We start from the raw sequence: 22,115 nt of genomic DNA on the forward strand, positions 1-22,115 counted from the left end.
ATGCCCGGCAAGCAGCACGGACCCGGCATCAAGAACCCCGACCTGTACGAGGAGCTGCGCGACGACGGGGCGAGCAAGGAGAAGGCGGCGCGGATCTCGAACGCCGCGAAGGCCGAGGGCGCCTCGGAGATCGGCCGGCGCGGCGGCAAGGCCGGTGACTACGAGGACTGGACCGTCGACGAGCTCCACAAGAGGGCTGCCGAGCTCGACATCGAGGGCCGGTCGTCGATGGACAAGGCCGAGCTGATCGACGCCCTGCGCCACCACTGACCCGACCCGCGTCAGACCCAGCGGGCGAAGATGATCCGCTGGAGCCACTCGCTGTGGGTCAGCATCTGGTTGGTCCAGACCGGCCAGAACCACGCGAAGTTGAGCATCGTGAGGATGACGAAGGCGCCGCCGACGACCACTCCCGCGGTACGACGGCCCGACGGCAGTCGCGAGGGCCCGATGAGGTGCCCGATCGCCAGCGTGATCGCGATGATCGTGAACGGCAGCACGGCGATCGCGTAGAACAGGAAGATCGGCCGGTCGTCGTACATCATCCAGGGCAGCCAGGTCGAGAGCGCGCCGACGACGGCGACGCCGTACCTCCAGTCGCGCGAGCCGATCCACATCACGACGGCGAACAGCAGCGCGATCACGCCACCCCACCACAGCACCGGCGTCGGGAGCAGGATGACCTGCTTGATGCAGTCGCTGCCGGCGGGCGCGTCGCACCCCTGGGCGTCGGGCGGGATGTCGTTGGTGACCGCGACCCCCACAGGACGGTTGATCAGCAGCCAGCTCGACGGCTTCGACTCGTAGAAGTGCTCCGAGCAGTTGAGGAAGTGGGTGTGGAAGGTCCACACGTCCTGGTGGTAGTACCAGAGCGAGCGCAGTGACTGCCACGCCTCCCCGAGGCCGTGGGCGTCCTTCTCGTCGGCCGTCGGCCACTTCTTGGTCGGGTCGAGGTCGGTGGCGACGTAGGAGTCGTCGTCGTCCGCGCAGTGCCCGTGGCCGGTGTACTGGCGGTACTGCGTCGAGCTGAGGTGCTCCTCGTACTCGTGGGCGTGCACCAGCCAGCCGCCCCACGTGGCGATGTAGACCATCGCGCCGACGAGGACGAGGTGCACGAACGCGGGCACGCCGTCGGCGAGCATCCCCTTGAGGATCGCCCCCCTGATGCCGAGCATCCGCCGGGCGCCGGCGCTCCAGATCCAGCACAGCACGCCGAAGGCGGCGAGCGGGTAGAGCGCCGTCCACTTGGTGCCGATCGCCAGGCCGAAGCAGACGCCACCGGCCAGCAGCCACGGCCGGAACAGGACCCGGCCGCCCCAGCCGGTCAGCGCGCCGTCGTCGGTGCGGGCTGCCCGCTTGGCCAGCGTCGCCCGCAGCCAGTCGCGGTCGGCGACGATGCAGTGCACGCCGCAGAGCAGGAAGAGCGCCAGGAAGATGTCGAGCAGGGCCAGACGGGACAGCACGAAGTGCATGCCGTCGAACATCAGCAGCAGGCCCGCGATGCAGCCGAGCGTCGTCGAGCCGGTCATCCGTCGTACCAGCCGGCACAGGACCAGCACCATCAGCGAGCCCGCGACCACTGACGCGATCCGCCAGCCGAAGGGGTCCATCCCGAAGGCCTTCTCGCCGAGCGCGATCAACCACTTGCCGACGTCGGGGTGCACGGCGAGCGACGGCTCGCCGTTCCAGACGCCCTGCGTGTGGCCGGCGAGGATGTCGGCGTTGATGTCGGTCTTCGGGTTGCCGTCGACGTCCTTGAGGTACTCCTGGATGTAGCCGTTGTTGAGCAGCGACCACCCGTCCTTGGCGTAGTACGTCTCGTCGAACGCGAAGCGCTTCGGGTCGCTGAGGTGGACCAGCCGGATCCCGAACGCCAGCAGCGTGATCGCGATCGGCCCGAGCCATCCGACGAGGCGCCGGCGCGCGCCCAACCGGCGCAGCGGACCGAGCGCCCGGTCCACGGCGTGCGGCACGCGTCGCCCCGTCGCCGTGCGCGAGAGCGTCGTCAGGCCGGGTGGCCCGGCGGTGGCACGGGTCTCCTCGTCGACGGCGGTCACGGTCGGGAAGCCTAGTCGGACCCCGGAGGCCGGTGGTCGAGGTGCGAGCGCCAGCGAGCCTCGAAACCCCGGCTGCAATGATCGGTGCGTGACTGGAGTCCTCGTGCTGGCCGGTACGCCGATCGGGCAGGTCGGCGACGCCCCGCCCCGGTTGGCTGAGGAGCTGGCGTCCGCGGACGTCGTCGCGGCCGAGGACACCCGCCGCCTGCGCCGCCTGACCACCGACCTCGGCATCGAGCTGCGCGGTCGCGTCGTCTCCTACTTCGAGGGCAACGAGTCCGCCCGGACACCCACGCTGGTCGAGGCCCTGGTCGCGGGGGAGCGGGTCGTGCTGGTGACCGACGCCGGCATGCCGAGCGTGTCCGACCCGGGCTACCGGCTGGTGGCCGCCGCGGTCGAGGCCGGCATCCGGGTGACCGCCGTACCCGGGCCGTCGGCGGTGCTCACCGCCCTCGCCGTCTCCGGGCTGCCCGTCGACCGGTTCTGCTTCGAGGGCTTCCTGCCGCGCAAGGCCGGCGAGCGCTCGCGCCGGCTGGCCGACCTCGGCGCCGAGCAGCGCACGATGGTCTTCTTCGAGGCACCGCACCGCACGGCCGCCGCGCTGGAGGCGATGCGCGACGCCTTCGGCGTCGACCGGGCCGCCGCGGTGTGCCGCGAGCTCACGAAGACCCATGAGGAGGTACGACGCGGCTCGCTCGCCGAGCTGGTCGACTGGGCCGGCGAGGGCATCCGCGGGGAGGTCACCATCGTGGTGTCCGGTGCGTCGCCCACGGCCGCGCTGGCGAGCGACCCGGACAGCCTGCGGGAGGCGGTGGCCGGGCTGGAGGCGTCCGGCATGCGGCGCAAGGACGCGATCGCCGCGGTCGCCGTACAGGCTGGAGTCCCCAAACGAGACGTCTACCAGGTGGTGCACATCGATGGCTGACCGGATCACGACCCTCGCCCACGACGGGCTGACGTTCGACGTGACCGACGAGGGACCGGTCGACGGCGAGCCGGTGCTGCTGTTCCACGGGTTCCCCGAGCGGTCGAGCTGCTGGCGGCTCGTCCGGCCGATCCTGCACGACGCGGGCTACCGCACGATCGCGATGGACCAGCGGGGCTACTCGCCGGGCGCACGCCCGCGCCGGCGTCGCGACTACACGATGGGCGCGCTGCTGGGCGACGCCCTGGCACTGGTCGAGGCGGTCGCCCCGGGCGGTCGCGTGCACCTCGTCGGCCACGACTGGGGTGCGATCCCGTCCTGGCTGCTCGCGATCCACCACCCCGACCGCGTCGCGTCGCTGACCGCGGTGTCGGTGCCGCACCCGGCGGCCTTCCTGACCGCGATGGTGCGCTCGCGCCAGGTGCTGCACTCCTGGTACATGCTCGCCTTCCAGCTCCCGTTCCTGCCCGAGCGGGTGCTCCGCCACGGCGCCCTCGCTGGCCGGATGGTCGGCTCCTTCGGCATGACCGAGGAGGACGCCGAGCGCTTCCGCACCGAGATCGTGGAGTACGGCGCCCTGCCGACCGCGCTCAACTGGTACCGCGCGCTTCCCTTCGGCGACCCGCAGCTGGTCCGTGGCAAGGTCGCCGCCCCCACCACGATGGTGTGGAGCGACGGCGACGCCGCCGTCGAGGGCTGGGGGCCGGAGAACTCCGATCGCTGGGTCGAGGGTCCGTTCCGGTACGTCGCGCTCGAGGGCGTCTCGCACTGGATCCCCACCCATGCCGCCGACGCCCTGGCCGAGGCGGTCCTCGAGCAGCTCGGCGCGGCCAGCACCCGCGCCCTGTCGTCGTGAGCGAGGAGCGCCCGCCCGTCCCGGAGCCGCTGCCGCACCCGGTCGTCGACAACCACTGCCACCTCGACATCGGGCGCGGCGAGGAGGCCTGGGCGGCCGACGAGGCCATCGCGGCCGCGGCCGCGGTCGGCGTACCCCGGATCGTGCAGATCGGCTGCGACCTGCCCGGCGCCCGCTGGGCCGTCGCGGCGGCGCGTGAGCACGCCGCGCTCGTGGCCGGCGTGGCCCTGCACCCCAACGAGGCGCCGCGGATCCTGGAGGCCGGGGGCCGCGCCGCGCTCGAGGCCGCGTGGGAGGAGATCGAGCAGCTCGCGGGCGCGCACGAGAAGGTGCGCGCGGTGGGGGAGACCGGCCTCGACGCCTTCCGCACCGGCGAGGACGGCCGCGCGGTCCAGGTCGAGTCCTTCGCGCGGCACATCGACATCGCCAAGCGGCTCGGCAAGACGCTGGTGATCCACGACCGCGACACCCACGACGAGGTGCTCGAGGTGCTCGATGCCGAGGGCACGCCGGAGCGCTGGGTGATGCACTGCTTCTCGGGCGATGCCGACTTCGCCCGCGCCTGCCTCGACCGCGGTGCCCACCTCTCCTTCGCCGGCACGGTGACCTTCAAGAACGCCGAGCCGCTGCGCGAGGCGCTCCGCCTGGCCCCGCGGGACCGGGTGCTGGTGGAGACCGACGCGCCCTACCTGACCCCCTCGCCGTACCGGGGGCGGACGAACGCGTCGTACCTCGTGCCGGTGACGGTGCGGGCCATGGCGGCCGAGCGCGGGGACGACCTCGCGGAGCTCTGCGCGGCCATCGACGCGAACACCGAGGCCGCCTTCGGCGGCGGGTGGTGAACCCTCGCCACTGCTAACAAAAGTTAGCAAGACGGCGTGAGACGGGTCACGCCCTGAGCGGGGAACGGGCGCCCGGAGTTTGCATTTCGGCCGCAGGGCTTGTTCTGGTAGATGCGACGGCCGGGATCGGACAGCACCATCCCGACCAGTTCGCAGCGGTTCTGGGGGAACTGCTCGCAGCACGCGAGCGGCCCTCGGAAGGGACTGGTCGACCGAGGCCCGGGCAGTACGAACATCGGAGAATCGTGCGAGTTGCGCGCCCTCACCTTGCCCCGTCCCTCAAGGGGACCGTCCAGAAGCTGACCCAGAGCCGGGTCGCCCTCACCGCCACCATCGCCGGGGTCCTCCTCGCTGTCGCCACGGTGACCTTCGGGTACTCCTCGCTCACCACCGAGGTCACGCTGGCCGTCGACGGCCAGGAGCGCAGCGTCACCACCTTCGGCGACACCGTCCAGGACGTGCTCGACGCCGAGGGCATCGAGCTCTCCTCCCGCGACCTCGTCCAGCCGGGCGTCGACGAGACGATCGAGGCCGGTGACCGCATCTCGGTCCGGTACAGCCGCCCCATCGAGCTGACGGTCGACGGCAAGACGTCCACCCACTGGGTGACGGCCACCGACGTCCAGGGTGCGCTCGCGCAGATCGGCGTCGTGTACGCCGACAGCCGCCTCTCGACCAGCCGTGGCGCCGACATCGACCGCGGCGGCGCCGAGATCGACGTCGTGACGCCGAAGAAGCTGGTCTTCAAGCTGGCCGGCAAGAAGGCGATCACCCGCACCGTCCCCGCGCTGACCGTCGAGGACGCCCTCGCCGAGGTCGGCGTCGAGCTGGATGCCCAGGACAAGGTCCGCCCCGCGCGCAGCGCCAAGGTCGAGGACGGCGACACGATCGTCTTCACCGACATCGAGACCCGCCGGCGCAGCGTCGAGGACGAGGTCGTCCCCGCGCCGGTCCGCCGGATCGAGGACGACTCGATGTACGAGGGTGAGTCCAAGGTCGTCACCGAGGGCGTCGACGGCGTCCGCGACGTGACCTACCGCGTGATCGTCCGCAACGGCGACGTCGTGCGCCGCATCGTGCTCACCCAGGACGTCAGCAAGGCGCCGCGCGCCGAGATCGTCCACGTCGGCACCAAGACCGTCACCGCGAACTTCGCCGGCGGCAACACCGTCTGGGACCGTCTCGCCCAGTGCGAGTCCGGCGGCAACTGGGCCATCAACACCGGCAACGGCTACTACGGCGGCCTGCAGTTCAACGTCGGCACCTGGCGTGCCTACGGCGGCTCGGGCTACCCGCACCAGGCCTCCCGCGAGACCCAGATCGCGATCGCGACCAAGGTCCGCGACGCCTCCGGCGGCTACGGCGCCTGGCCCGGCTGCGCGGCGTCGCTGGGCCTGCCCCGCTGACCCACGAAGTGTGAGGAATGGGGGCGCGAGGTGTGAGGAATGGGGGTGCGAGATGCGCCGCACGCGCCACCTCGAAGCCCCATTCCTCACACCTCGGGGGCCCGCCGCCGCCACTTCGCGCCCCCACGCCCCGCACTTCGTGCCTGCGGACGCGGCGCCACTAGGCTGGCGGGCATGACCGAGACCTCCACGCCGCGCCTCCTCGGCCCGGCCGAGGTCCGCGAGCTCGCCGCGCGTCTCGACCTGCGCCCGACCAAGCAGCGCGGCCAGAACTTCGTGATCGACGCCAACACCGTGCGCCGCATCGTCCGCGAGTCCGCGGTGAGCGACGGCGAGGTGGTCCTCGAGGTGGGTCCCGGGCTGGGGTCGCTGACCCTCGCGCTGCTCGAGGTCGGCGCGTCGGTGACCGCCATCGAGGTCGACCCGCTGCTGGCCGGCGAGCTGCCGACGACCATCGGTGCGTTCGCGCCCGGTCAGGCCGACCGGTTCCGGGTGGTGCTGGCGGACGCGATGACCGTGGCCGCCGTACCTGGGCCGGAGCCGACGGCCCTGGTCGCCAACCTGCCCTACAACGTCTCCGTCCCGGTCCTGCTGCACCTGATGGCGCTGCTGCCGTCGCTGCGGCACGGGCTGGTCATGGTGCAGGCCGAGGTGGCCGACCGCCTCGCCGCGCCCCCGGGCTCGAAGACCTACGGGGTGCCCTCGGCGAAGGCGGCGTGGTACGCCGACGTACGCCGGGCGGGCGCCATCGGCCGCAACGTCTTCTGGCCCGCCCCGAACGTCGACTCCGGGCTCGTCGCCTGGACCCACCACGCCCCGCCGACCGACAAGGTCGCGCGCGAGCAGGTGTTCGCGGTCATCGATGCCTCCTTCGCCCACCGCCGCAAGGCCCTGCGCGGCGCGCTGCGCGAACTCGCCGGCGGCACCGAGCGGGCCGCAGCCGCCCTCCTGGCGGCCGGCATCGACCCGCTGACCCGCGGTGAGGCGCTCGGCATCGACGAGTTCGTCGCGCTGACCATCGCCCTCTCCGAGCTGGGCGAGCCCGAGCCGGGGGACTTCGATGAGTGAGGCGATGGTCGAGCCGACCGCCCGCGTCACCGTCCGCGCCCCCGCCAAGGTCAACCTGCACCTCGGTGTCGGCGGCCCCCGCCCCGACGGCTTCCACCCGCTCGCGACCGTCTACCAGGCCGTCGGCCTCTACGACGACGTCACCGTCACCGACGCCCCCGACTGGTCCGTCGGCCTGACGGCACCCATCGACGGCGTACCCCTCGACGACGACAACATCGCCATCAAGGCCGGGCGCGCCCTCGTCGCCCACCACGGCCTCGACCTGGCCGCGCGGATCACCATCGCCAAGGGCATCCCCGTCATGGGCGGCATGGCGGGCGGCTCCGCCGACGCCGCAGCCACGCTGCTCGCGCTCGACCGGCTCTGGGACCTGCAGACGTCCGACGACGACCTGCTGCGCATCGCCGGTGAGCTCGGCAGCGACGTCCCCTTCGCGCTGCTCGGCGGCACTGCCCTCGGCACCGGCCGCGGCGAGGTCGTCACGCCACTCGCTGATCGGACCTCCGTGTGGTGGGTGGTGGTGCTCTCCGACGAGGGGCTCTCCACGCCCGCGGTCTATCGCCACTTCGACGTCCTTTCCCCTGACGCCGACGCGGACCCGCCTGTCCCGCAGGCACTGGTCGACGCGCTCGCCGAGGGCTACACCGACGAGGTCGGCGCCCTGCTCCAGAACGACCTCTGGCCGGCCGCGCGCGACCTGCGCCCGGACCTCGTCGACGTCGAGGCCCAGCTGCGGATCCTCGGTGCCGACGGCGTGCTGCTGTCCGGCTCGGGGCCGACCCTGCTCATGCTGCACGAGGACGTCGAGGAGGCGCGGGGCGCGGTGGCCGACCTGACCGAGCGCGGCTACCGGTGCACGATCGCGCCCGGGCCGGTCGCCGGAGCCCACGTGGTGACCTATGCCTGAGCCCGGCTCGGGCCGCAGCCTGCTCAACCTGGAGCGGGTCTCGAAGTCCTACGGCATCCGCCCGCTGCTCACCGACGTCTCGCTCGGCATCGCCGCCGGCGAGCGGATCGGCATCGTCGGTCGCAACGGCGACGGCAAGACCACCCTGCTCCGGATCATGACCGGCGACGAGGAGCCCGACGAGGGCCGCGTCTCGCGCCAGCGCGGGCTGCTGGTCGGTGTCCTCACGCAGCGCGACGACTTCGAGGACACCCACACCGTCCGAGAGATCGTGCTGCAGGGCATGTCCGACCACGAGTGGGCTGCCGACGCGCGGTTGCGCGAGATCGTCGACGTGCTGCTCGCCGGCGTCGACCTCGACCGGGCCGTCGCCGGCCTCTCCGGTGGCGAACGCCGTCGCTGCGCCCTCGCCGGGCTGCTCCTCGGCGACCACGACCTCGTCATCCTCGACGAGCCGACGAACCACCTCGACGTCGAGGCCGTCGCCTGGCTCGCCGCCCACCTCGCCGCGCGCCCGTCCGCCCTCGTCGTCGTCACCCACGACCGCTGGTTCCTCGACGCCGTGTGTCAGCAGACGTGGGAGGTCCACGACGGCGTGGTCGACAGCTACGAGGGCGGGTACGCCGCCTTCGTGCTGGCCAAGGCCGAACGCCAGCGCCAGGCAGCCGCCTCCGAGGTCCGCCGCCAGAACCTCGTCCGCAAGGAGCTGGCCTGGCTGCGCCGCGGCGCTCCCGCCCGGACCTCCAAGCCGAAGTTCCGCATCGACGCCGCCAACGCCCTCATCGAGGACGTCCCGCCCCCGCGCGACCGCCTCGAGCTCCAGCGCTTCGCCGCCCAGCGCCTCGGCAAGGACGTCATCGACGTCGAGGACGTCGACTTCTCCCGCGGCACGCGCGAGCTCCTCAAGCACGCCACCTGGCGCCTCGGCCCCGGTGACCGGGTCGGCCTCGTCGGCGTCAACGGCGCCGGCAAGACCTCGGTCCTCTCGCTCCTCTCCGGTGCCGCCGCCCCCAACGTCGGGCGGGTGCGGCACGGCCGGACCGTCGCCCTCCAGCACCTCACCCAGGACGTCGAGGTCGAGGATCCCGAGGCCCGCGTCCTCGACACCGTCGAGGGCATCCGTCGCGTCACGAAGACGGCTGACGGAGAGATCTCCGCGACCTCGATGCTCGAGCGCTTCGGGTTCACCGGCGACAAGCTCACCGCCCGCATCGGCGACCTCTCCGGTGGCGAGCGCCGCCGCTTCCAGCTGCTCCGCCTGCTCCTGACCGAACCGAACGTGCTGCTGCTCGACGAGCCCACCAACGACCTCGACATCGAGACCCTCAACGTCCTCGAGGACTTCCTCGACGGCTGGCCCGGAACCCTCGTCGTGGTCTCCCACGACCGGTACTTCCTCGAGCGTGTCACCGACTCCGTCTGGGCCCTGCTCGGCGACGGTCAGGTCGTGATGCTGCCTCGCGGTGTCGACGAGTACCTCGAACGCCGCCGCGACTCCCTCCGCGCCGCTGCCGCCGCCGCATCCTCCGCGTCCTCCTCGGGCTCCGCCGCGATGGCGACCCCGGTCGCCCCCGGCTCAGCCAGCCCGGCCGACCTGGCTCCCGCCCACCCGGCCGCTGCGGCCCCAGCGTCGAAGGCCAAGGCCGGCTCCGCCGAGGAACGCGTCGCCCGCAAGACCGTCGCGCGCCTCGACAAGGTGCTCGAGCGTCTCTCCGAGCGCGAGGCCGAGCTCACCGCCGCCCTCACCGAGCACGCGACCGACCCGGACCGTCTCGCCGCGATCGCCGCCGACCTCACCGCCCTGCTGGAGGAGAAGGAGATCGCCGAGCTGGAGTGGCTCGAGGCCGCTGAGGTCCTCGGCTAGCCCGCGAACGGGACCAGCAGCCGCCGCAGCAGGTCCGCGAGCTCCTGCTGGTCCTTCTCGGACAGCCCGGTCAGCAGGTCCCGCTCCGCGTCGAGCAGCGCCGCGAAGGCGCCGTCCACGGCGTCCTTGCCCTCGGGTGTGAGACGCACGAGCACGCCGCGCCGGTCGGACGGGTCCGGGTGGCGCTCGACCAGGCCGCGCAGGGTCAGCCGGTCGACACGGTTGGTCATGGTCCCGCTGGTCACCAGCGTCTCGCGGAGCAGGCGGCCGGGGGAGAGCTCGTAGGGCTCGCCCGCGCGACGCAGCGCCGCCAGCACGTCGAACTCCCACGACTCGATGTCGTGCGCCGTGAACGCCGCCCGTCGTGCTCGGTCCACGTGGTGCGCCAGGCGCGAGATCCGGCTGAACACGGCCACGGGCCCGAGGTCGAGGTCGCTGCGCTCGCGCGCCCACGCCTCGACCAGCTGGTCCACCTCGTCCCGCATGGGTTCACCTTAGCCGACCTGTCAAGAATCTTGATGTCAAGATAAAATGGGCGTAGGGTCGCCCCGTGAACCAGCGGACCACGGCCCTCGACCGCGTCGCTCTGACAAGCCTCGTCTGGGGCGATGTCGACGACGTCTCACTGCCTCTCGCGTTGCTCCTGCACGGTTTCCCGGACACCGCCCACACCTGGCGGCACCTCGGCCCCGCGCTGGCGGCCGAGGGTTACCGGGTGGTGGCGCCCTTCACGCGGGGCTACGCGCCCAGTGCCCTCCCGGAGGACGGCAGCTTCCACGTCCCTGCCCTCATGTACGACGCCCTCGCCCTCCACCGTGCGTACGACGGTGACGAGCGCGCCCTCCTCGTCGGCCACGACTGGGGTGCGATCACGGCCAACGGCGTCGCCGCGTCCGACGCCAACCCGTTCGGCGTGATCGTCTCCCTCGCCGTGCCGCCCTTCTCGGCGATGAACCCGCGCCGCGACGACGTGACCCGCTGGCTGCGGATCCTGCCGCGTCAGGCGGCGATGAGCTGGTACACGCTGTTCAACCAGCTCCCGCGGGTGCCCGAGCGCCGTTTCGACCGCCTGGTCGCCCACCTGTGGCGCAAGTGGTCGCCCGGGTTCGACGCGACGACCGATCTCGCCCACCTGGCCGCGGCGCTGCCCGACGACGCGCACCGCTCGGCTGCGCTCGGGTACTACCGCGCCCAGCCCCGGACCTGGCAGCTGCCGGCCCGCTACCAGCCGCTGGCCAAGGACTGGGTCGGTGCGCCGCGGGTGCCGCTGCTGTTCCTGCAGGGCGCCGACGACGGGTGCCTCGATGCGCGCTGGGCCGATCGGATCGGGGACCGGCTGCCCGCCGGCAGCCGGGTCGCGGTCGTGGAGGGTGCGGGTCACTTCCTCCAGCTGGAGAAGCCGGACGTCGTGAACACCCTGATCCTGGAGTACCTCCGCGAGCGGTCGGCGGCCCGCTCGTGAGGTCCACCTGGGACCCGCAGCGCTATCTCGCCTTCGCGGACGAGCGCGGCCGGCCGTTCGTCGACCTGGTGGCACGCATCGACAGCACCGACCCGCGGGTCGTGGTCGATCTCGGTTGTGGTCCTGGCAATCTCACCTCCCTTCTCGCGGGCCGCTGGCCGGCCGCTGCTGTCACTGGTGTCGACTCCAGTGCTGACATGGTGCGCGTGGCCTCCGACAGTGCGGCCGCGGCGCGGGTGGTTTTCCACAAGGCCGACCTGAGGGACTGGGTGCGGGACGTGGAACCGGGGTCCGTCGACGTGCTGGTCTCCAACGCCACGCTCCAGTGGGTGCCCGAGCACCTCGCGCTGTTGCCGGCCCTCGCTGCCGCGGTCAGCCCGGGCGGATGGCTCGCGTTCCAGGTGCCGGGCAACCACGTCGCGCCCAGCCACACCCTCCTCGCCGAGCTCGCTGCAGAGCCGCCGTACGCCGCGCACACGGCAGGCGTGGAGCGGGTCGGCGCCCATGACGCCACCACCTACCTCCGTGCCCTGCAGGGGCTCGGTGGCGAGGTGGACGCGTGGGAGACGACCTACCTCCACGTGCTGCAGGGTGAGGACCCGGTGTTCACGTGGATCTCCGGCACCGGCGCCCGGCCGACCCTGCAGGCGCTGCCCGAGGACCTCCGGCCGGGCTTCGAGTCGGAGTACAAGGCGCGGTTGCGCGCGGCGTACCCCGACGACGGCCATGGCGTCGCCTTCCCGTTCCGCCGGATCTTCGTCGTGGCGAGGATGCCGGGATGAGGATCCCTCGCCTCGAGCTCCTCGCGCGGCTGCCGGCCACGGCGTAGCCCGGATCACCTTGCCGCACGTTGTTACTCGCGAGTAATCTCATGCCATGACTCAGGTGCACAACCTCTGGAAGACGACCACCGGCCTGCCCGTCGTGGGCAGCACGATCGGCAAGCGCGTCTTCTCCATCGCCTTCGCCCAGAAGGCGCCGTACTTCGCGACCATCCACCCCCGGGTCGCCGAGCTCCGGCCCAACTACTGCGAGGTCGTGATCCCCAAGCGTCGCAGCGTGCAGAACCACATCGGCACCGTGCACGCGATCGCGATGTGCAACGGCCTCGAGATGGCGATGGGCGGCCTCGCCGAGTCCACGATCCCCAGTGAAAAGCGGTGGATCCCGAAGGGCATGAGCATCTCGTACACGGCCAAGGCGACCGGCGACGTCACCTGCATCGCCGAGACCGACCAGGTCCAGTGGGACACCGCCGAGGGCGACCTCCCGGTCCGCGTCCGCGGTCAGCTGGCCGACGGCACCGTGGTCATCGACGGCACGATCACGCTCTGGGTGACGTCGAAGAAGAAGTAGCGTTCGACCGACCGAGGACCGCGCCGCTCAGGCGCGGTTCTTGTCGATTCCGGCCGCGACGGCCACGACGTCGATCTTCTTCTCGCCGACGAACTTCTTCTGGATCCAGGTCGCGAGCAGCGTGAGCAGCAGGTTCAGCCCGACGTACAGGACCGCCAGCACGATCGCCGTCGGCACCTGGTTGTGGAACTCGCGGTAGATCTGCTGGCCGACGCGGGTCAGGCCGGGCGCGGCGACGGCGTAGCCGAGGCTGGTGTCCTTGAGTGCGACGACCATCTGGCTGATCATCGCCGGCAGCATCACCTTCACCGCCTGCGGCAGCAGGACGATGGTCATGACCTGCGTCTTGCGCATGCCGATCGCGTACGCCGCCTCTGCCTGCCCCTTCGGGACGGCGGCCACGCCGGCGCGGACCACCTCGGCCAGGACGGCGCCGTTGTAGCAGGTGAGCGCGATGACGACGGAGAAGAAGCCGCCGCGCTGGTCGATCCACAAGAAGCTGCCCTTGGTCGAGATGAACCACATGGAGAACACGAAGATCATCAGCAGCAGCACGGGCATGGCGCGGAAGAACTCGACGACGACCCACGCCGGCCAGCGGATGAAGGCGTGGTCCGACATCTTCGCGACGCCGAACAGGAAGCCGAACACCACGGCACCGGTGATGGCGAAGACGGCCATCGTGACGGTGTCGACCAGGCCGTCGAGGATGAGGGTGCCGAGGTAGTCCGGAGTGACGAACGGCTCCCAGAGGTCGTACTCGAACTGCCCGTCGTCGTTGAGCTTGAGGACCGCGTAGACGACGGCGGCGAGGATGCCCGCGGAGGCCACCGCCGTGTAGATGCGGTGCCGCATCCGGGTCGCGGGCCCGGGGGCGTCGAAGAGGACACTGGCGGACATCAGGCGACCCTCCAGCGTCGTTCGAGGCTGAGCGAGATCATCGAGACGATCTCCACCAGCACGATGTAGCCGATCGCGAAGCAGAGGAAGATCCCGATCCGCTGGCTGCTGTAGTCGTTGGTCAGCCCGCGCATGGCGGCGGTGGCCTCGGCGAGGAAGAAGATCGCGGCGACCGAGGTGTTCTTGAGCATCGCGATGAGCGCGCTGGCCACGGGCGGCACGGACGCGCGGATCGCCTGGGGCAGGACGACCTGGGTCATCACCCCGCCGAAGGGGAGCCCGATGGCACGGGCGGCCTCGGCCTGGCCCATCGGCACGGCGTTGACGCCCGAGCGCAACCCCTCGCAGACGAAGCAGGCGGTGTAGAGGCTCAGGGCGACGAACGCGGTGGCGAACGCCGAGGTGAAGTCGAAGCTGCCGACGTGCACCTGCACCCACTTGAAGTTGATGCCGATGATGGGCGCCGCGAAGTGGAAGAAGATGAAGATCAGGACCAGCGGGGTGTTGCGCACGACCGACACGTAGACCGTGGCGAGCGACCGGAGCACCGCGATCGGGCCCACCCGCATGGCGACGAGGAGGATGCCCAGCGCCATGGAGGCGACGGCGCACACGAGGAACAGGAACAGCGTGTAGCCGAATCCCTTGAAGAACTCGTCGAGGTTGTCGAGCACCGCGCTCAACGGCGTCCCCTCTCGGTCGGGGGAGCCGAGGCCTGTCGTACGACGGGCCCCGGCTCCGCGCTCATGCGTGGGTCACTTGCAGGGCTGCAGCGTGGGCGGCTCGGGCGTCTGCACGCCCGACGGCCCGAGTGTCAGCTTGAACGCCTCGGCCCACGAGCCGTCCGCGAAGGCGTCCTCCAGGACGCCGTCGATCCACTCGCACATCTCCGGGTGGTCCTTGCCGTAGCCGACACCGATGTTCTCGGTCGAGAACTGGTCGCCGACGACCTTGAGCTCCCCCTCGTTCTGCGCGGCGAGGCCGGCGAGGATGGTGCCGTCGGTGGTCATCGCCTCGTAGGTGCCGTCGAGGACCTTCTCCGCGCACTCGGAGTAGGAGTCGGCGCCGACGCCCTTGGCGCCCTTGGCCTTGATCGTCTCGAGCGAGGTGGAGCCCGTCACCGAGCAGACCTCCTTGCCCTTGACGTCGTCGACACCGGCGATCTTGCTGTCGGACTTCACCAGCAGCTGTTGCCCCGTGACCATGTAGGGGCCGGCCTGGCCGACGACCTTCTGCCGGTCGTCGGTGATGGAGTACGACGCCAGGACGACGTCGACCTTCCCCGACTCCAGGTAGGGCTCCCGGTTGTCGGAGATGGTCTCCTCCCAGTTGACCTTGTCACTGGCCGGGTCGATGCACAGGTCGGCGATCAACAGCTTGGCGATCTCGATGTCGAAGCCCTTCGGGACGTCGTCCGTCGCCCCCTGGAAGCCGACACCGGGCTGGTCGGTCTTGTGCCCGACGTTGATGGTGCCGGCGTCCGCGAGCTCCGCCATCCGGGAGCCCTCGGCGAACTTGCCGTCGCAATCGCTCTTCGCGTCGACGTCGCGTCCTTCGTCGTCGCTGCCGGCGTCGCCGCACGCCGCGAGTCCGGCGGCGATCGCGATCCCGGCCGTGGTTGCCGCAAGGGCACTTCTCAGTCGCATGTTCCTGTCCTCTCCTTGCCCGAGTTGTTCGGGAGGTCAGTGCTTGAGGATCTTGCCGAGGAAGTCCCTCGCCCGATCGCTCTCTGGTTGGGTGAAGAAGGTCTCCGGGTCTGACTCCTCGACGATCCGTCCGTCGGCCATGAACACGACGCGGTTGGCGGCGGTGCGCGCGAAACCCATCTCGTGGGTGACGACGATCATCGTCATCCCGCGCTCGGCGAGGTCGACCATGACGTCGAGCACCTCCTTGATCATCTCGGGGTCCAGGGCCGACGTCGGCTCGTCGAAGAGCATCACCTTCGGCTCCATCGCCAGCGCCCGCGCGATGGCGACGCGCTGCTGCTGACCGCCGGAGAGCTGCGCGGGGTACTTCGCCGCCTGCTGCCCGACGCCGACCCGGTCGAGCAGCTCCTGGGCGCGCGCCTCGGCCTGGGCCTTCGGCGTCCTGCGCACCTTGATGGGACCGAGGGTGACGTTCTCGAGGATCGTCTTGTGGGCGAACAGGTTGAAGCTCTGGAACACCATGCCGACGTCGGCGCGGTGCGCGGCGAGCGCCTTGCCCTCCTGGGGCAGCGGCTTGCCGTCGACCTTGATGTCGCCCTGGTCGACGGTCTCGAGCCGGTTGATGGTGCGGCACAGGGTGGACTTGCCCGAGCCCGACGGGCCGATGACGACCACGACCTCGCCGCGTCCCACTGTGAGCTCGATGTCTTGCAGGACATGGAGGTCGCCGTACCACTTCTGCACACCGTGGAGCTCCACGAGGGGCTCCCCCGGGCGTGCCGAGCCGGGGGCGACCGCTGCCTCTGGAGTGGCGGTCATGCTCTCGGACGCTAGTCCTTGACCTGTGTCAGCGGCTAGTGCGCAGGGCCGACGAGATCATTTCGTGACGCATCGGAACAGGGGGCGTATGTGTCAGAGGACAGCGGGTACGACGCTCAGGCCGAGCCCGATCACGATGGCTCCCACGGCCAGCGGTACGGCGAGCCGCCCGGTCGACGCCACGTCCGCCTCGTCGTCGGCGGTCAGTCCCATCTCCTTGCGCCACTCGGCCTCCTCGAGCTCCCACTGGGTCTCCGAGGTCACCGCACGCATGGCTCCGCCGATCGCCAGCAGGAGGAGCGTGAACGTGCCGCCCGCGACCGTCAGCACGGTCAGGATCGCGCGCACCCCGCGGGTGTCGGTGCCGAACATCAGGCCGGCGCCGAGCAGCACCGCGACCACCAGGGCGAGAATGCTGAGGATGCTGCCGATGACCTGGTTGTTGCGGGCGACGAAGCCGGGAGGAGCGGTGTCAGCCATGGGGGCGAGCCTAGTTGTTCGGTGAGGGGATCGAGATTCGGGCGGCAGCCACCGCCCGCCGTACCCTTGACCGGTCATGAGCACCACAGCCCAGCCCCAGCAGCACAGGACCTACGAGGTCCGCACCTACGGGTGCCAGATGAACGTGCACGACTCCGAGCGCCTCTCGGGCCTGCTCGAGGACGCCGGGTACACCCCCTTCGTCGCAGCGCCCGAGGGTGAGCAGGCTGCCCATCCTGACGTGGTCGTGTTCAACACCTGCGCGGTGCGGGAGAACGCCGACAACCGTCTCTACGGCAACCTCGGCCACCTGGCGCCGGTGAAGGCGAGCCGGCCGGGGATGCAGATCGCCGTCGGCGGGTGCATGGCGCAGAAGGACCGCGACACCGTCGTGAAGAGGGCGCCGTGGGTCGACGTCGTCTTCGGCACCCACAACATCGGCTCCCTGCCGGCGCTGCTGGACCGCGCGCGCAGCCAGCAGGAGGCGCAGGTCGAGATCCTCGAGTCGCTCGACGTGTTCCCGTCGACGCTCCCGACCAAGCGCGAGTCGGCGTACGCCGCGTGGGTGTCGGTGAGCGTGGGCTGCAACAACACCTGCACCTTCTGCATCGTGCCCAGCCTTCGGGGCAAGGAGAAGGACCGCCGGCCGGGGGAGATCCTGGCCGAGATCGAGGCGCTGGTCGCCGAGGGCGTCTCCGAGGTCACCCTGCTGGGCCAGAACGTCAACGCGTACGGCGTCGAGTTCGGCGACCGCGAGGCGTTCTCCAAGCTGCTGCGGGCCTGCGGCGAGATCGAGGGCCTGGAGCGGGTCCGGTTCACGAGCCCGCACCCGGCCGAGTTCACCGACGACGTCATCGCGGCGATGGCCGAGACGCCCAACGTGATGCCCAGCCTGCACATGCCGCTGCAGTCCGGCTCGTCGAAGGTCCTCAAGGACATGCGCCGGTCCTACCGGCAGGAGAAGTTCCTCGGCATCATCCAGCGGGTCCGTGCCGCGTTGCCGGACGCCGCGATCACGACGGACATCATCGTCGGCTTCCCCGGCGAGACCGAGGAGGACTTCCAGGAGACGCTGAAGGTGGTGCGGGAGTCCCGCTTCGCCGGCGCCTTCACCTTCCAGTACTCCAAGCGCCCCGGTACGCCGGCCGCGACCCTCGAGGACCAGGTGCCGCAGGCGGACGTGACCGACCGCTACAACCGCCTCGTCGACCTGGTCAACGAGATCGCCTGGGACGAGAACCAGAAGCTGGTCGGGCGCGAGCTCGAGCTGATGGTGTCGGAGGGCGAGGGCCGCAAGGACGCCGCCACGATGCGGCTCTCCGGCCGCGCTCCCGACAACCGGCTGGTCCACTTCGAGGCCGACTTCTCGCAGGTCGACGGTGCCCCGCGACCCGGTGACATGGTGACCGTCGAGGTCACCTACGCCGCCCCGCACCACCTCGTGGCCGACGGTCCGGTGCGCGCGCTGCGTCGTACCCGGTCGGGCGACGCGTGGGAGCGGCGGACGGCGGAACCGGCTGCGGCCGGTCCCTCGGTGGGGCTGGGGATGCCGTCGATCGGCGTACCGGCGCCGCTGCCGGAGGCCCCCGCCTGCCGTTGAGCCACGGCCGCTCGTCGGTTAGGTTCAAGCCCTGATGCCAGCGAATGAACCAACCATTCTCGCAACCTCGGGCGGCATCGTTCCCGGCGCACGCACGCGTTGGTCGGTCGGCCCGTTGACCCGTCACGCCGTCGACCTCGCCGGCGTGGACGGGCGCGCGCCCCGCGTCTGCTTCCTCGCGACGGCGTGCGGTGACCAGCCGGCGATCATTCGCGACTTCTACGACATGGCGCAGGAGGCCGGCTACCACGCGAGCCACCTGCAGCTGTTCACGATGCCCAACGTCGAGGACGTGCGCGCCCACCTGCTCGCCCAGGACGTGATCTGGGTGTGGGGCGGCAGCGTCGCCGGCCTGCTCGCGATGTGGGAGCTGCACGGCGTCGGCGACGCCATGCGCGAGGCGTGGCAGGCGGGCGTCGTCCTCACCGGGGTGTCGGCGGGGTCGATCTGCTGGCATGTCGGCGGTACGACGGACTCGTTCGGCCCCGACCTGCGCCCGATCACCAACGGACTCGGCTTGGTGCCGTGGTCCAACGGCGTCCACTACGACTCCGAGGAGCAGCGGCGCCCGCTGTTCCAGAAGCTGGTCGGCGACGGTGCGCTGCCCGCGGGCTACGCGACCGACGACGGCGTGGGCGTGCTCTACCGGGGCACGACCTTCGCGGGGGCGTTCACCGAGCAGGACGGCAAGGCGGCGTACTTCGTGGAGCGCGCGGCCGACGGCGGCGTCGTCGAGACCCGGCTCGACACCCAGCGCCTGCGCTAGGACCGACGACCCGCTAGGCGGGCGACTCCTCCTCCGGCGCTACGTCGGCGTTGCCGCGCGTCGCCTCGGTGTCGGTGTCCTCGCCGGTCGTGGTCTCCGGCGGCAGGTCGTCGGTCGCCGGGTTCAGCAGAGGGTCGGGGTCGTGCGGCTCACGCGTGTAGGCACCGTCCCCACCGACGCCCTCGATCGCATGCGGACCACCGGGCGGCGGGGCCTGCGGCTCGCTGGTCGGCTTCGGCGGCGGTGGCAGCCGCTGGCCGGTGTCGTCGTCGGGGTCGACGCGCGGTGAGGTGATGTCCTCGGATGGCTGGCTCATTGTTCTTCCTCCCTGGCGGGAGAGGTATCCGCTGAGCCGGACTTCATCCGGCGACGGCGGTCAGAAGCCGAACTGGGTGAGCGGCGCGAGGTCGCCGTGGAGCAGGCCGGTGAGCACGAAGCGCTCGTGCGGCACCACCGGGTCGGGCAGTGCGTCGAGCCGGAACCAGCGCAGGTCGGCACACTTGGCCGGCTCGACGATGCGCGGATCGCCGGTCCAGGAGCGCGCGGTGAAGAAGAAGTCGATCCGCTCGTCGATCGGCAGGTCGTGGGCGGTGCGCTGCATCGCGGTGGCGAAGGTGAGGTCGAGGTCGGCGACGGCGACCTCCTCGAGCGCCTCGCGACGCGCGGCCTGGGGCGCGGTCTCGCCGCGCTCGACATGGCCGGCGGCGGCTGCGGCCCAGTGGCCGTCCATGTAGCCGGTGCCCTGCCGCAATTGGAGGAGCACCTCGGTGCCCGGTCCGCCGTCCGCGGCCTCCCGCAGGAGGAAGACGTAGGAGGCGGGGACCACGACGAAGCGGGTCCTCCCGGTCGCGGGGTCCGTGACGGTCACCGAGGTGCTCCTTGGTCTCGCTGGTCGAGTAGCCGGTCGCGAGGGACGAGCGCCGGCGTATCGAGACCTCAGCTGATGTCGTCGTCCTGGCCGTCGAGGCCGTCGAGCGCGTCCTTCGCCTTGTCGACGCCGAGGTCGATCTTGTCATCGAACTTGCCACCGGTCTTGTCGGAGGCGAAGTCCGCCGCCTTGTCGAGACCGTCGCTGATCTTGTCGCCCTGGCTGTCGACCGCGTCGGTCAGCTTGTCCTTGGCGTCATCGAGAAAGCCCACGAGAAACCCCCATTGGTTGTTGTGGACGGCCCGTTCCGGACCGTCGCGGACACCTTGCCACACTAATGTCATGGCCTCCGCTGCGACCACCACCGCGTCACCGGTTGTGGCCATCGTCGGACCGACCGCCAGCGGCAAGACCTCGCTCTCGCTCGACCTCGCCGCCGCGCTCGGGGGCGAGGTGGTCAACACCGACGCGATGCAGGTCTACCGGGGCATGGACATCGGTACGGCGAAGCTGCCCCCTGCCGAGCGACGAGGCATCCCCCATCACCTGCTCGACACCCTCGACGTCCGAGAGCCGGCCACCGTCGCGCAGTTCCAGGCCTGGGCACGCGCGGCGATCGCCGACATCCGGGGCCGTGGAGCGACGCCGGTGCTGGTGGGCGGATCGGCGCTCTACACGCGGGCGATCCTCGACCGCTTCGACTTCCCGGGCACCGACGCGGCGGTGCGCGAGCGCTACGAGGCCGAGCTCGAGGAGGTGGGCAGCGCGGTGCTGCACGCGCGCCTGCGGGAGCTGGACCCCGTGTCCGCCGAGCGGATCGAGGTGGAGAACGGGCGCCGGGTCGTGCGTGCGCTCGAGGTCATCGAGCTCACCGGCCAGCCGTTCAGCGCCCGCCTGCCCGTCCAGGAGTACGTCGACCCGGCCACCGTCCAGGTCGGTGTCGCCATCGAGCGCGACGTCCTCGAGGAGCGGATCAGGCTGCGGGTGCGGCAGATGTTCGACGAGGGCCTGCTCGAGGAGGTCGAGCGCCTGCTGCCCGCCGGCCTGGCCGAGGGCCGCACGGCCTCCCTCGCGATCGGCTACCGCCAGGCGATGGCGGTGCTCGCGGGGGAGATGAGCCTCGACGAGGCGATCGAGCGCACGGTCATCGCGACCCGGAAGTTCGCCCGCCGCCAGATGGCGTGGTGGAGGAACGACCCCCGCATCACCTGGGTGGCCCACGACGACCCGGACCGGGTCGCCCAGGCGCTGGCTGCCGTGCGGGACGTCATGCGACCCGGTCGCCCGGACGACCGGAACGCATGACGCAAGGCGGGGATGGGTGTCAGATCAGTGCGGCGTCCAGCCCACCGTCGAGCACCAGGCCGCTGCCGCTGCAGAACCCGGCGGCGTCGCTGGCGAGGAAGGCGACCGCGTCGGCGACCTCCTGGACCGTGCCCCAACGGCCCTGCTTCATCTCGATCAGCGCGCTGAAGCCGCCCGCGGGCAGGCCGAGCGCCGCCTCGAAGTTGCCGACCTGCTCGGTGACCAGCTCGGTCTCGATGAAGCCGGGCAGCACCGCGTTCACGCGGACGCCGTGGTCGCGCAGCTCGACGGCCGCGGTCTTGGTCAGGTTCACGACACCGGCCTTCGCGGCGGCATATGACGCGATCAGGGCCGAGCCGTTGTTGGCGGTCACGGACGCGATGTTCACGATCGCCCCGCCTCCGCTGGCGATGATCGCCGGGGCGGCGTAGCGCAGCGACAGGAAGACCCCGTCGAGGTTGACCGAGGTGACCCGTCGCCACGCGGCGAGGTCGGTCTCCACGATCGGAGCGACGGTGGCGACGCCGGCGTTCGGGACCATGACGTGCAGGCCGCCGTACGTCGCGACCGCGGTGTCGACCAGCGCCGTGACCTGGTCCTCGTCGGTCACGTCGCAGGCGACCGCGACCGCCCGGGGGAGGCTGTCGGCGGCGGCCTTCGCGGCGCCCTCGTCGATGTCGGAGACGACGACGTTCGCGCCCCGGTCGCTGAGCGTGCGGGCGATGGTGAGGCCGATGCCGCGGGCGGCTCCGGTGACGATCGCTGTCTTGCCGGTGAAGTCCTGGGTCATGCCCGGAACGCTAGGTCTGGAGCCGGTTTCGGGGCTTGGCCGTCGGAGCCAAAGTCCTGCGGCGCGCTTCGTGACCTGGGCATGATGCCCGGCTCTCGTGACAGATCCGTGGCTCCCTGTTCGGGAACTCGTCGCGGTGGCTCCTGGGGCGGCCGCGCGGTAGCCGACCGACCCCCGGCGTCAAGGACGTCG

Annotated in this window: 25 protein-coding genes; 14 read left to right on the plus strand and 11 right to left on the minus strand. The window is 71.3% G+C overall.

Features of this window, described 5'->3' with window-relative positions:
* Positions 1-270 (plus strand): Rho termination factor N-terminal domain-containing protein, encoded by a 270-nt coding sequence (locus ASE20_RS21690; RefSeq protein WP_056896887.1) that lies wholly within the window; start codon positions 1-3, stop codon positions 268-270.
* Positions 271-281: 11 nt separating this feature from the next.
* On the opposite strand, the gene ASE20_RS21695 is transcribed toward ASE20_RS21690, so the two are convergent.
* Positions 282-2,057 (minus strand): dolichyl-phosphate-mannose--protein mannosyltransferase, encoded by a 1,776-nt coding sequence (locus ASE20_RS21695; RefSeq protein WP_056896665.1) that lies wholly within the window; start codon positions 2,055-2,057, stop codon positions 282-284.
* A gap of 88 nt (positions 2,058-2,145) precedes the next feature.
* On the opposite strand from ASE20_RS21695, the gene rsmI reads away from it, so the two are divergent.
* From rsmI to ASE20_RS21730, 7 genes are all read left to right on the plus strand, one after another.
* Entirely contained in the window at positions 2,146-2,982 is an 837-nt protein-coding gene (gene rsmI, locus ASE20_RS21700) for a 16S rRNA (cytidine(1402)-2'-O)-methyltransferase (RefSeq protein WP_056896666.1), read from the plus strand.
* On the plus strand, positions 2,975-3,838 hold the full coding sequence (locus tag ASE20_RS21705) for an alpha/beta fold hydrolase (protein ID WP_056896667.1): 864 nt from the start codon (positions 2,975-2,977) through the stop codon (positions 3,836-3,838). The genes rsmI and ASE20_RS21705 overlap by 8 nt, the downstream gene beginning before the upstream one ends.
* On the plus strand, positions 3,835-4,680 hold the full coding sequence (locus ASE20_RS21710) for a TatD family hydrolase (RefSeq protein WP_056896668.1): 846 nt from the start codon (positions 3,835-3,837) through the stop codon (positions 4,678-4,680). The genes ASE20_RS21705 and ASE20_RS21710 overlap by 4 nt, the downstream gene beginning before the upstream one ends.
* A 245-nt stretch (positions 4,681-4,925) precedes the next feature.
* Positions 4,926-6,086, plus strand: coding sequence for a resuscitation-promoting factor (locus ASE20_RS25735; RefSeq protein WP_056896669.1), 1,161 nt, complete (start codon positions 4,926-4,928; stop codon positions 6,084-6,086).
* Positions 6,087-6,260: 174 nt separating this feature from the next.
* Positions 6,261-7,154 carry a 16S rRNA (adenine(1518)-N(6)/adenine(1519)-N(6))-dimethyltransferase RsmA gene (rsmA, locus tag ASE20_RS21720; protein WP_056896670.1) on the plus strand — a complete coding sequence of 298 codons (894 nt, stop codon included), beginning with the start codon at positions 6,261-6,263 and terminating at the stop codon, positions 7,152-7,154.
* The gene (locus tag ASE20_RS21725; protein ID WP_225868950.1) at positions 7,147-8,064 is read left to right on the plus strand and encodes a 4-(cytidine 5'-diphospho)-2-C-methyl-D-erythritol kinase; all 918 of its coding nucleotides are present in this window, start codon (positions 7,147-7,149) and stop codon (positions 8,062-8,064) included. The genes rsmA and ASE20_RS21725 overlap by 8 nt, the downstream gene beginning before the upstream one ends.
* On the plus strand, positions 8,057-9,928 hold the full coding sequence (locus ASE20_RS21730) for an ABC-F family ATP-binding cassette domain-containing protein (protein WP_056896672.1): 1,872 nt from the start codon (positions 8,057-8,059) through the stop codon (positions 9,926-9,928). The genes ASE20_RS21725 and ASE20_RS21730 overlap by 8 nt, the downstream gene beginning before the upstream one ends.
* On the opposite strand, the gene ASE20_RS21735 is transcribed toward ASE20_RS21730, so the two are convergent.
* A complete protein-coding gene (locus tag ASE20_RS21735; RefSeq protein ID WP_056896673.1) occupies positions 9,925-10,413 on the minus strand; it encodes a MarR family winged helix-turn-helix transcriptional regulator in 489 nt (162 codons plus the stop codon). The two genes, ASE20_RS21730 and ASE20_RS21735, sit on opposite strands and share 4 nt — an antisense overlap.
* A gap of 65 nt (positions 10,414-10,478) precedes the next feature.
* Between ASE20_RS21735 and ASE20_RS21740 the strand changes: the two genes are divergently transcribed.
* From ASE20_RS21740 to ASE20_RS21750, 3 genes are all read left to right on the plus strand, one after another.
* Positions 10,479-11,390, plus strand: a complete 912-nt coding sequence (locus ASE20_RS21740; protein ID WP_056896674.1) for an alpha/beta fold hydrolase — start codon at positions 10,479-10,481, stop codon at positions 11,388-11,390.
* A complete protein-coding gene (locus ASE20_RS21745; RefSeq protein WP_056896675.1) occupies positions 11,387-12,172 on the plus strand; it encodes a methyltransferase domain-containing protein in 786 nt (261 codons plus the stop codon). The genes ASE20_RS21740 and ASE20_RS21745 overlap by 4 nt, the downstream gene beginning before the upstream one ends.
* A 94-nt stretch (positions 12,173-12,266) precedes the next feature.
* Positions 12,267-12,746 (plus strand): hotdog fold domain-containing protein, encoded by a 480-nt coding sequence (locus ASE20_RS21750; protein WP_056896676.1) that lies wholly within the window; start codon positions 12,267-12,269, stop codon positions 12,744-12,746.
* Between the two features lie 27 nt (positions 12,747-12,773).
* Here ASE20_RS21750 and ASE20_RS21755 read toward each other — a convergent pair whose 3' ends face one another.
* From ASE20_RS21755 to ASE20_RS21775, 5 genes are all read right to left on the minus strand, one after another.
* A complete protein-coding gene (locus ASE20_RS21755) occupies positions 12,774-13,646 on the minus strand; it encodes an amino acid ABC transporter permease (protein ID WP_056896677.1) in 873 nt (290 codons plus the stop codon).
* The gene (locus ASE20_RS21760) at positions 13,646-14,320 is read right to left on the minus strand and encodes an amino acid ABC transporter permease (protein ID WP_056896678.1); all 675 of its coding nucleotides are present in this window, start codon (positions 14,318-14,320) and stop codon (positions 13,646-13,648) included. Before ASE20_RS21760 ends, ASE20_RS21755 begins: the two co-directional genes overlap by 1 nt.
* A gap of 81 nt (positions 14,321-14,401) precedes the next feature.
* Positions 14,402-15,292, minus strand: a complete 891-nt coding sequence (locus tag ASE20_RS21765) for a glutamate ABC transporter substrate-binding protein (RefSeq protein ID WP_056896679.1) — start codon at positions 15,290-15,292, stop codon at positions 14,402-14,404.
* Between the two features lie 36 nt (positions 15,293-15,328).
* Complete coding sequence (locus tag ASE20_RS21770; protein ID WP_056896680.1) at positions 15,329-16,114, minus strand: amino acid ABC transporter ATP-binding protein; 786 nt, start codon at positions 16,112-16,114, stop codon at positions 15,329-15,331.
* A gap of 93 nt (positions 16,115-16,207) precedes the next feature.
* The gene (locus ASE20_RS21775) at positions 16,208-16,594 is read right to left on the minus strand and encodes a hypothetical protein (RefSeq protein WP_056896681.1); all 387 of its coding nucleotides are present in this window, start codon (positions 16,592-16,594) and stop codon (positions 16,208-16,210) included.
* A gap of 76 nt (positions 16,595-16,670) precedes the next feature.
* On the opposite strand from ASE20_RS21775, the gene miaB reads away from it, so the two are divergent.
* Positions 16,671-18,194 (plus strand): tRNA (N6-isopentenyl adenosine(37)-C2)-methylthiotransferase MiaB, encoded by a 1,524-nt coding sequence (miaB, locus tag ASE20_RS21780; protein WP_056896682.1) that lies wholly within the window; start codon positions 16,671-16,673, stop codon positions 18,192-18,194.
* Positions 18,195-18,309: 115 nt separating this feature from the next.
* A complete protein-coding gene (locus tag ASE20_RS21785) occupies positions 18,310-18,960 on the plus strand; it encodes a peptidase E (RefSeq protein ID WP_225868949.1) in 651 nt (216 codons plus the stop codon).
* A 13-nt stretch (positions 18,961-18,973) separates the two neighbouring features.
* On the opposite strand, the gene ASE20_RS21790 is transcribed toward ASE20_RS21785, so the two are convergent.
* The 3 genes from ASE20_RS21790 to ASE20_RS21800 all read right to left on the minus strand — a co-directional run bounded on the left by ASE20_RS21790 (position 18,974) and on the right by ASE20_RS21800 (position 20,100).
* Positions 18,974-19,276: a hypothetical protein gene (locus ASE20_RS21790; RefSeq protein ID WP_056896684.1), complete on the minus strand. Its 303-nt coding sequence runs from the start codon at positions 19,274-19,276 to the stop codon at positions 18,974-18,976.
* 60 nt (positions 19,277-19,336) lie between these two features.
* The gene (locus ASE20_RS21795) at positions 19,337-19,828 is read right to left on the minus strand and encodes an NUDIX domain-containing protein (RefSeq protein WP_056896685.1); all 492 of its coding nucleotides are present in this window, start codon (positions 19,826-19,828) and stop codon (positions 19,337-19,339) included.
* A gap of 68 nt (positions 19,829-19,896) precedes the next feature.
* Positions 19,897-20,100, minus strand: coding sequence for an antitoxin (locus tag ASE20_RS21800; RefSeq protein WP_056896686.1), 204 nt, complete (start codon positions 20,098-20,100; stop codon positions 19,897-19,899).
* A gap of 70 nt (positions 20,101-20,170) precedes the next feature.
* Here ASE20_RS21800 and miaA point away from each other — a divergent pair, with 70 nt between their 5' ends.
* The gene (miaA, locus tag ASE20_RS21805; RefSeq protein ID WP_056896687.1) at positions 20,171-21,133 is read left to right on the plus strand and encodes a tRNA (adenosine(37)-N6)-dimethylallyltransferase MiaA; all 963 of its coding nucleotides are present in this window, start codon (positions 20,171-20,173) and stop codon (positions 21,131-21,133) included.
* 19 nt (positions 21,134-21,152) lie between these two features.
* Here the strand turns inward: miaA and ASE20_RS21810 are convergent, their stop codons facing one another.
* On the minus strand, positions 21,153-21,923 hold the full coding sequence (locus ASE20_RS21810) for an SDR family NAD(P)-dependent oxidoreductase (protein ID WP_056896688.1): 771 nt from the start codon (positions 21,921-21,923) through the stop codon (positions 21,153-21,155).
* Between the last annotated feature and the right edge of the window lie 192 nt (positions 21,924-22,115).

This window comes from Nocardioides sp. Root240 (assembly GCF_001428825.1).
Taxonomy (GTDB): Bacteria; Actinomycetota; Actinomycetes; order Propionibacteriales; family Nocardioidaceae; genus Nocardioides.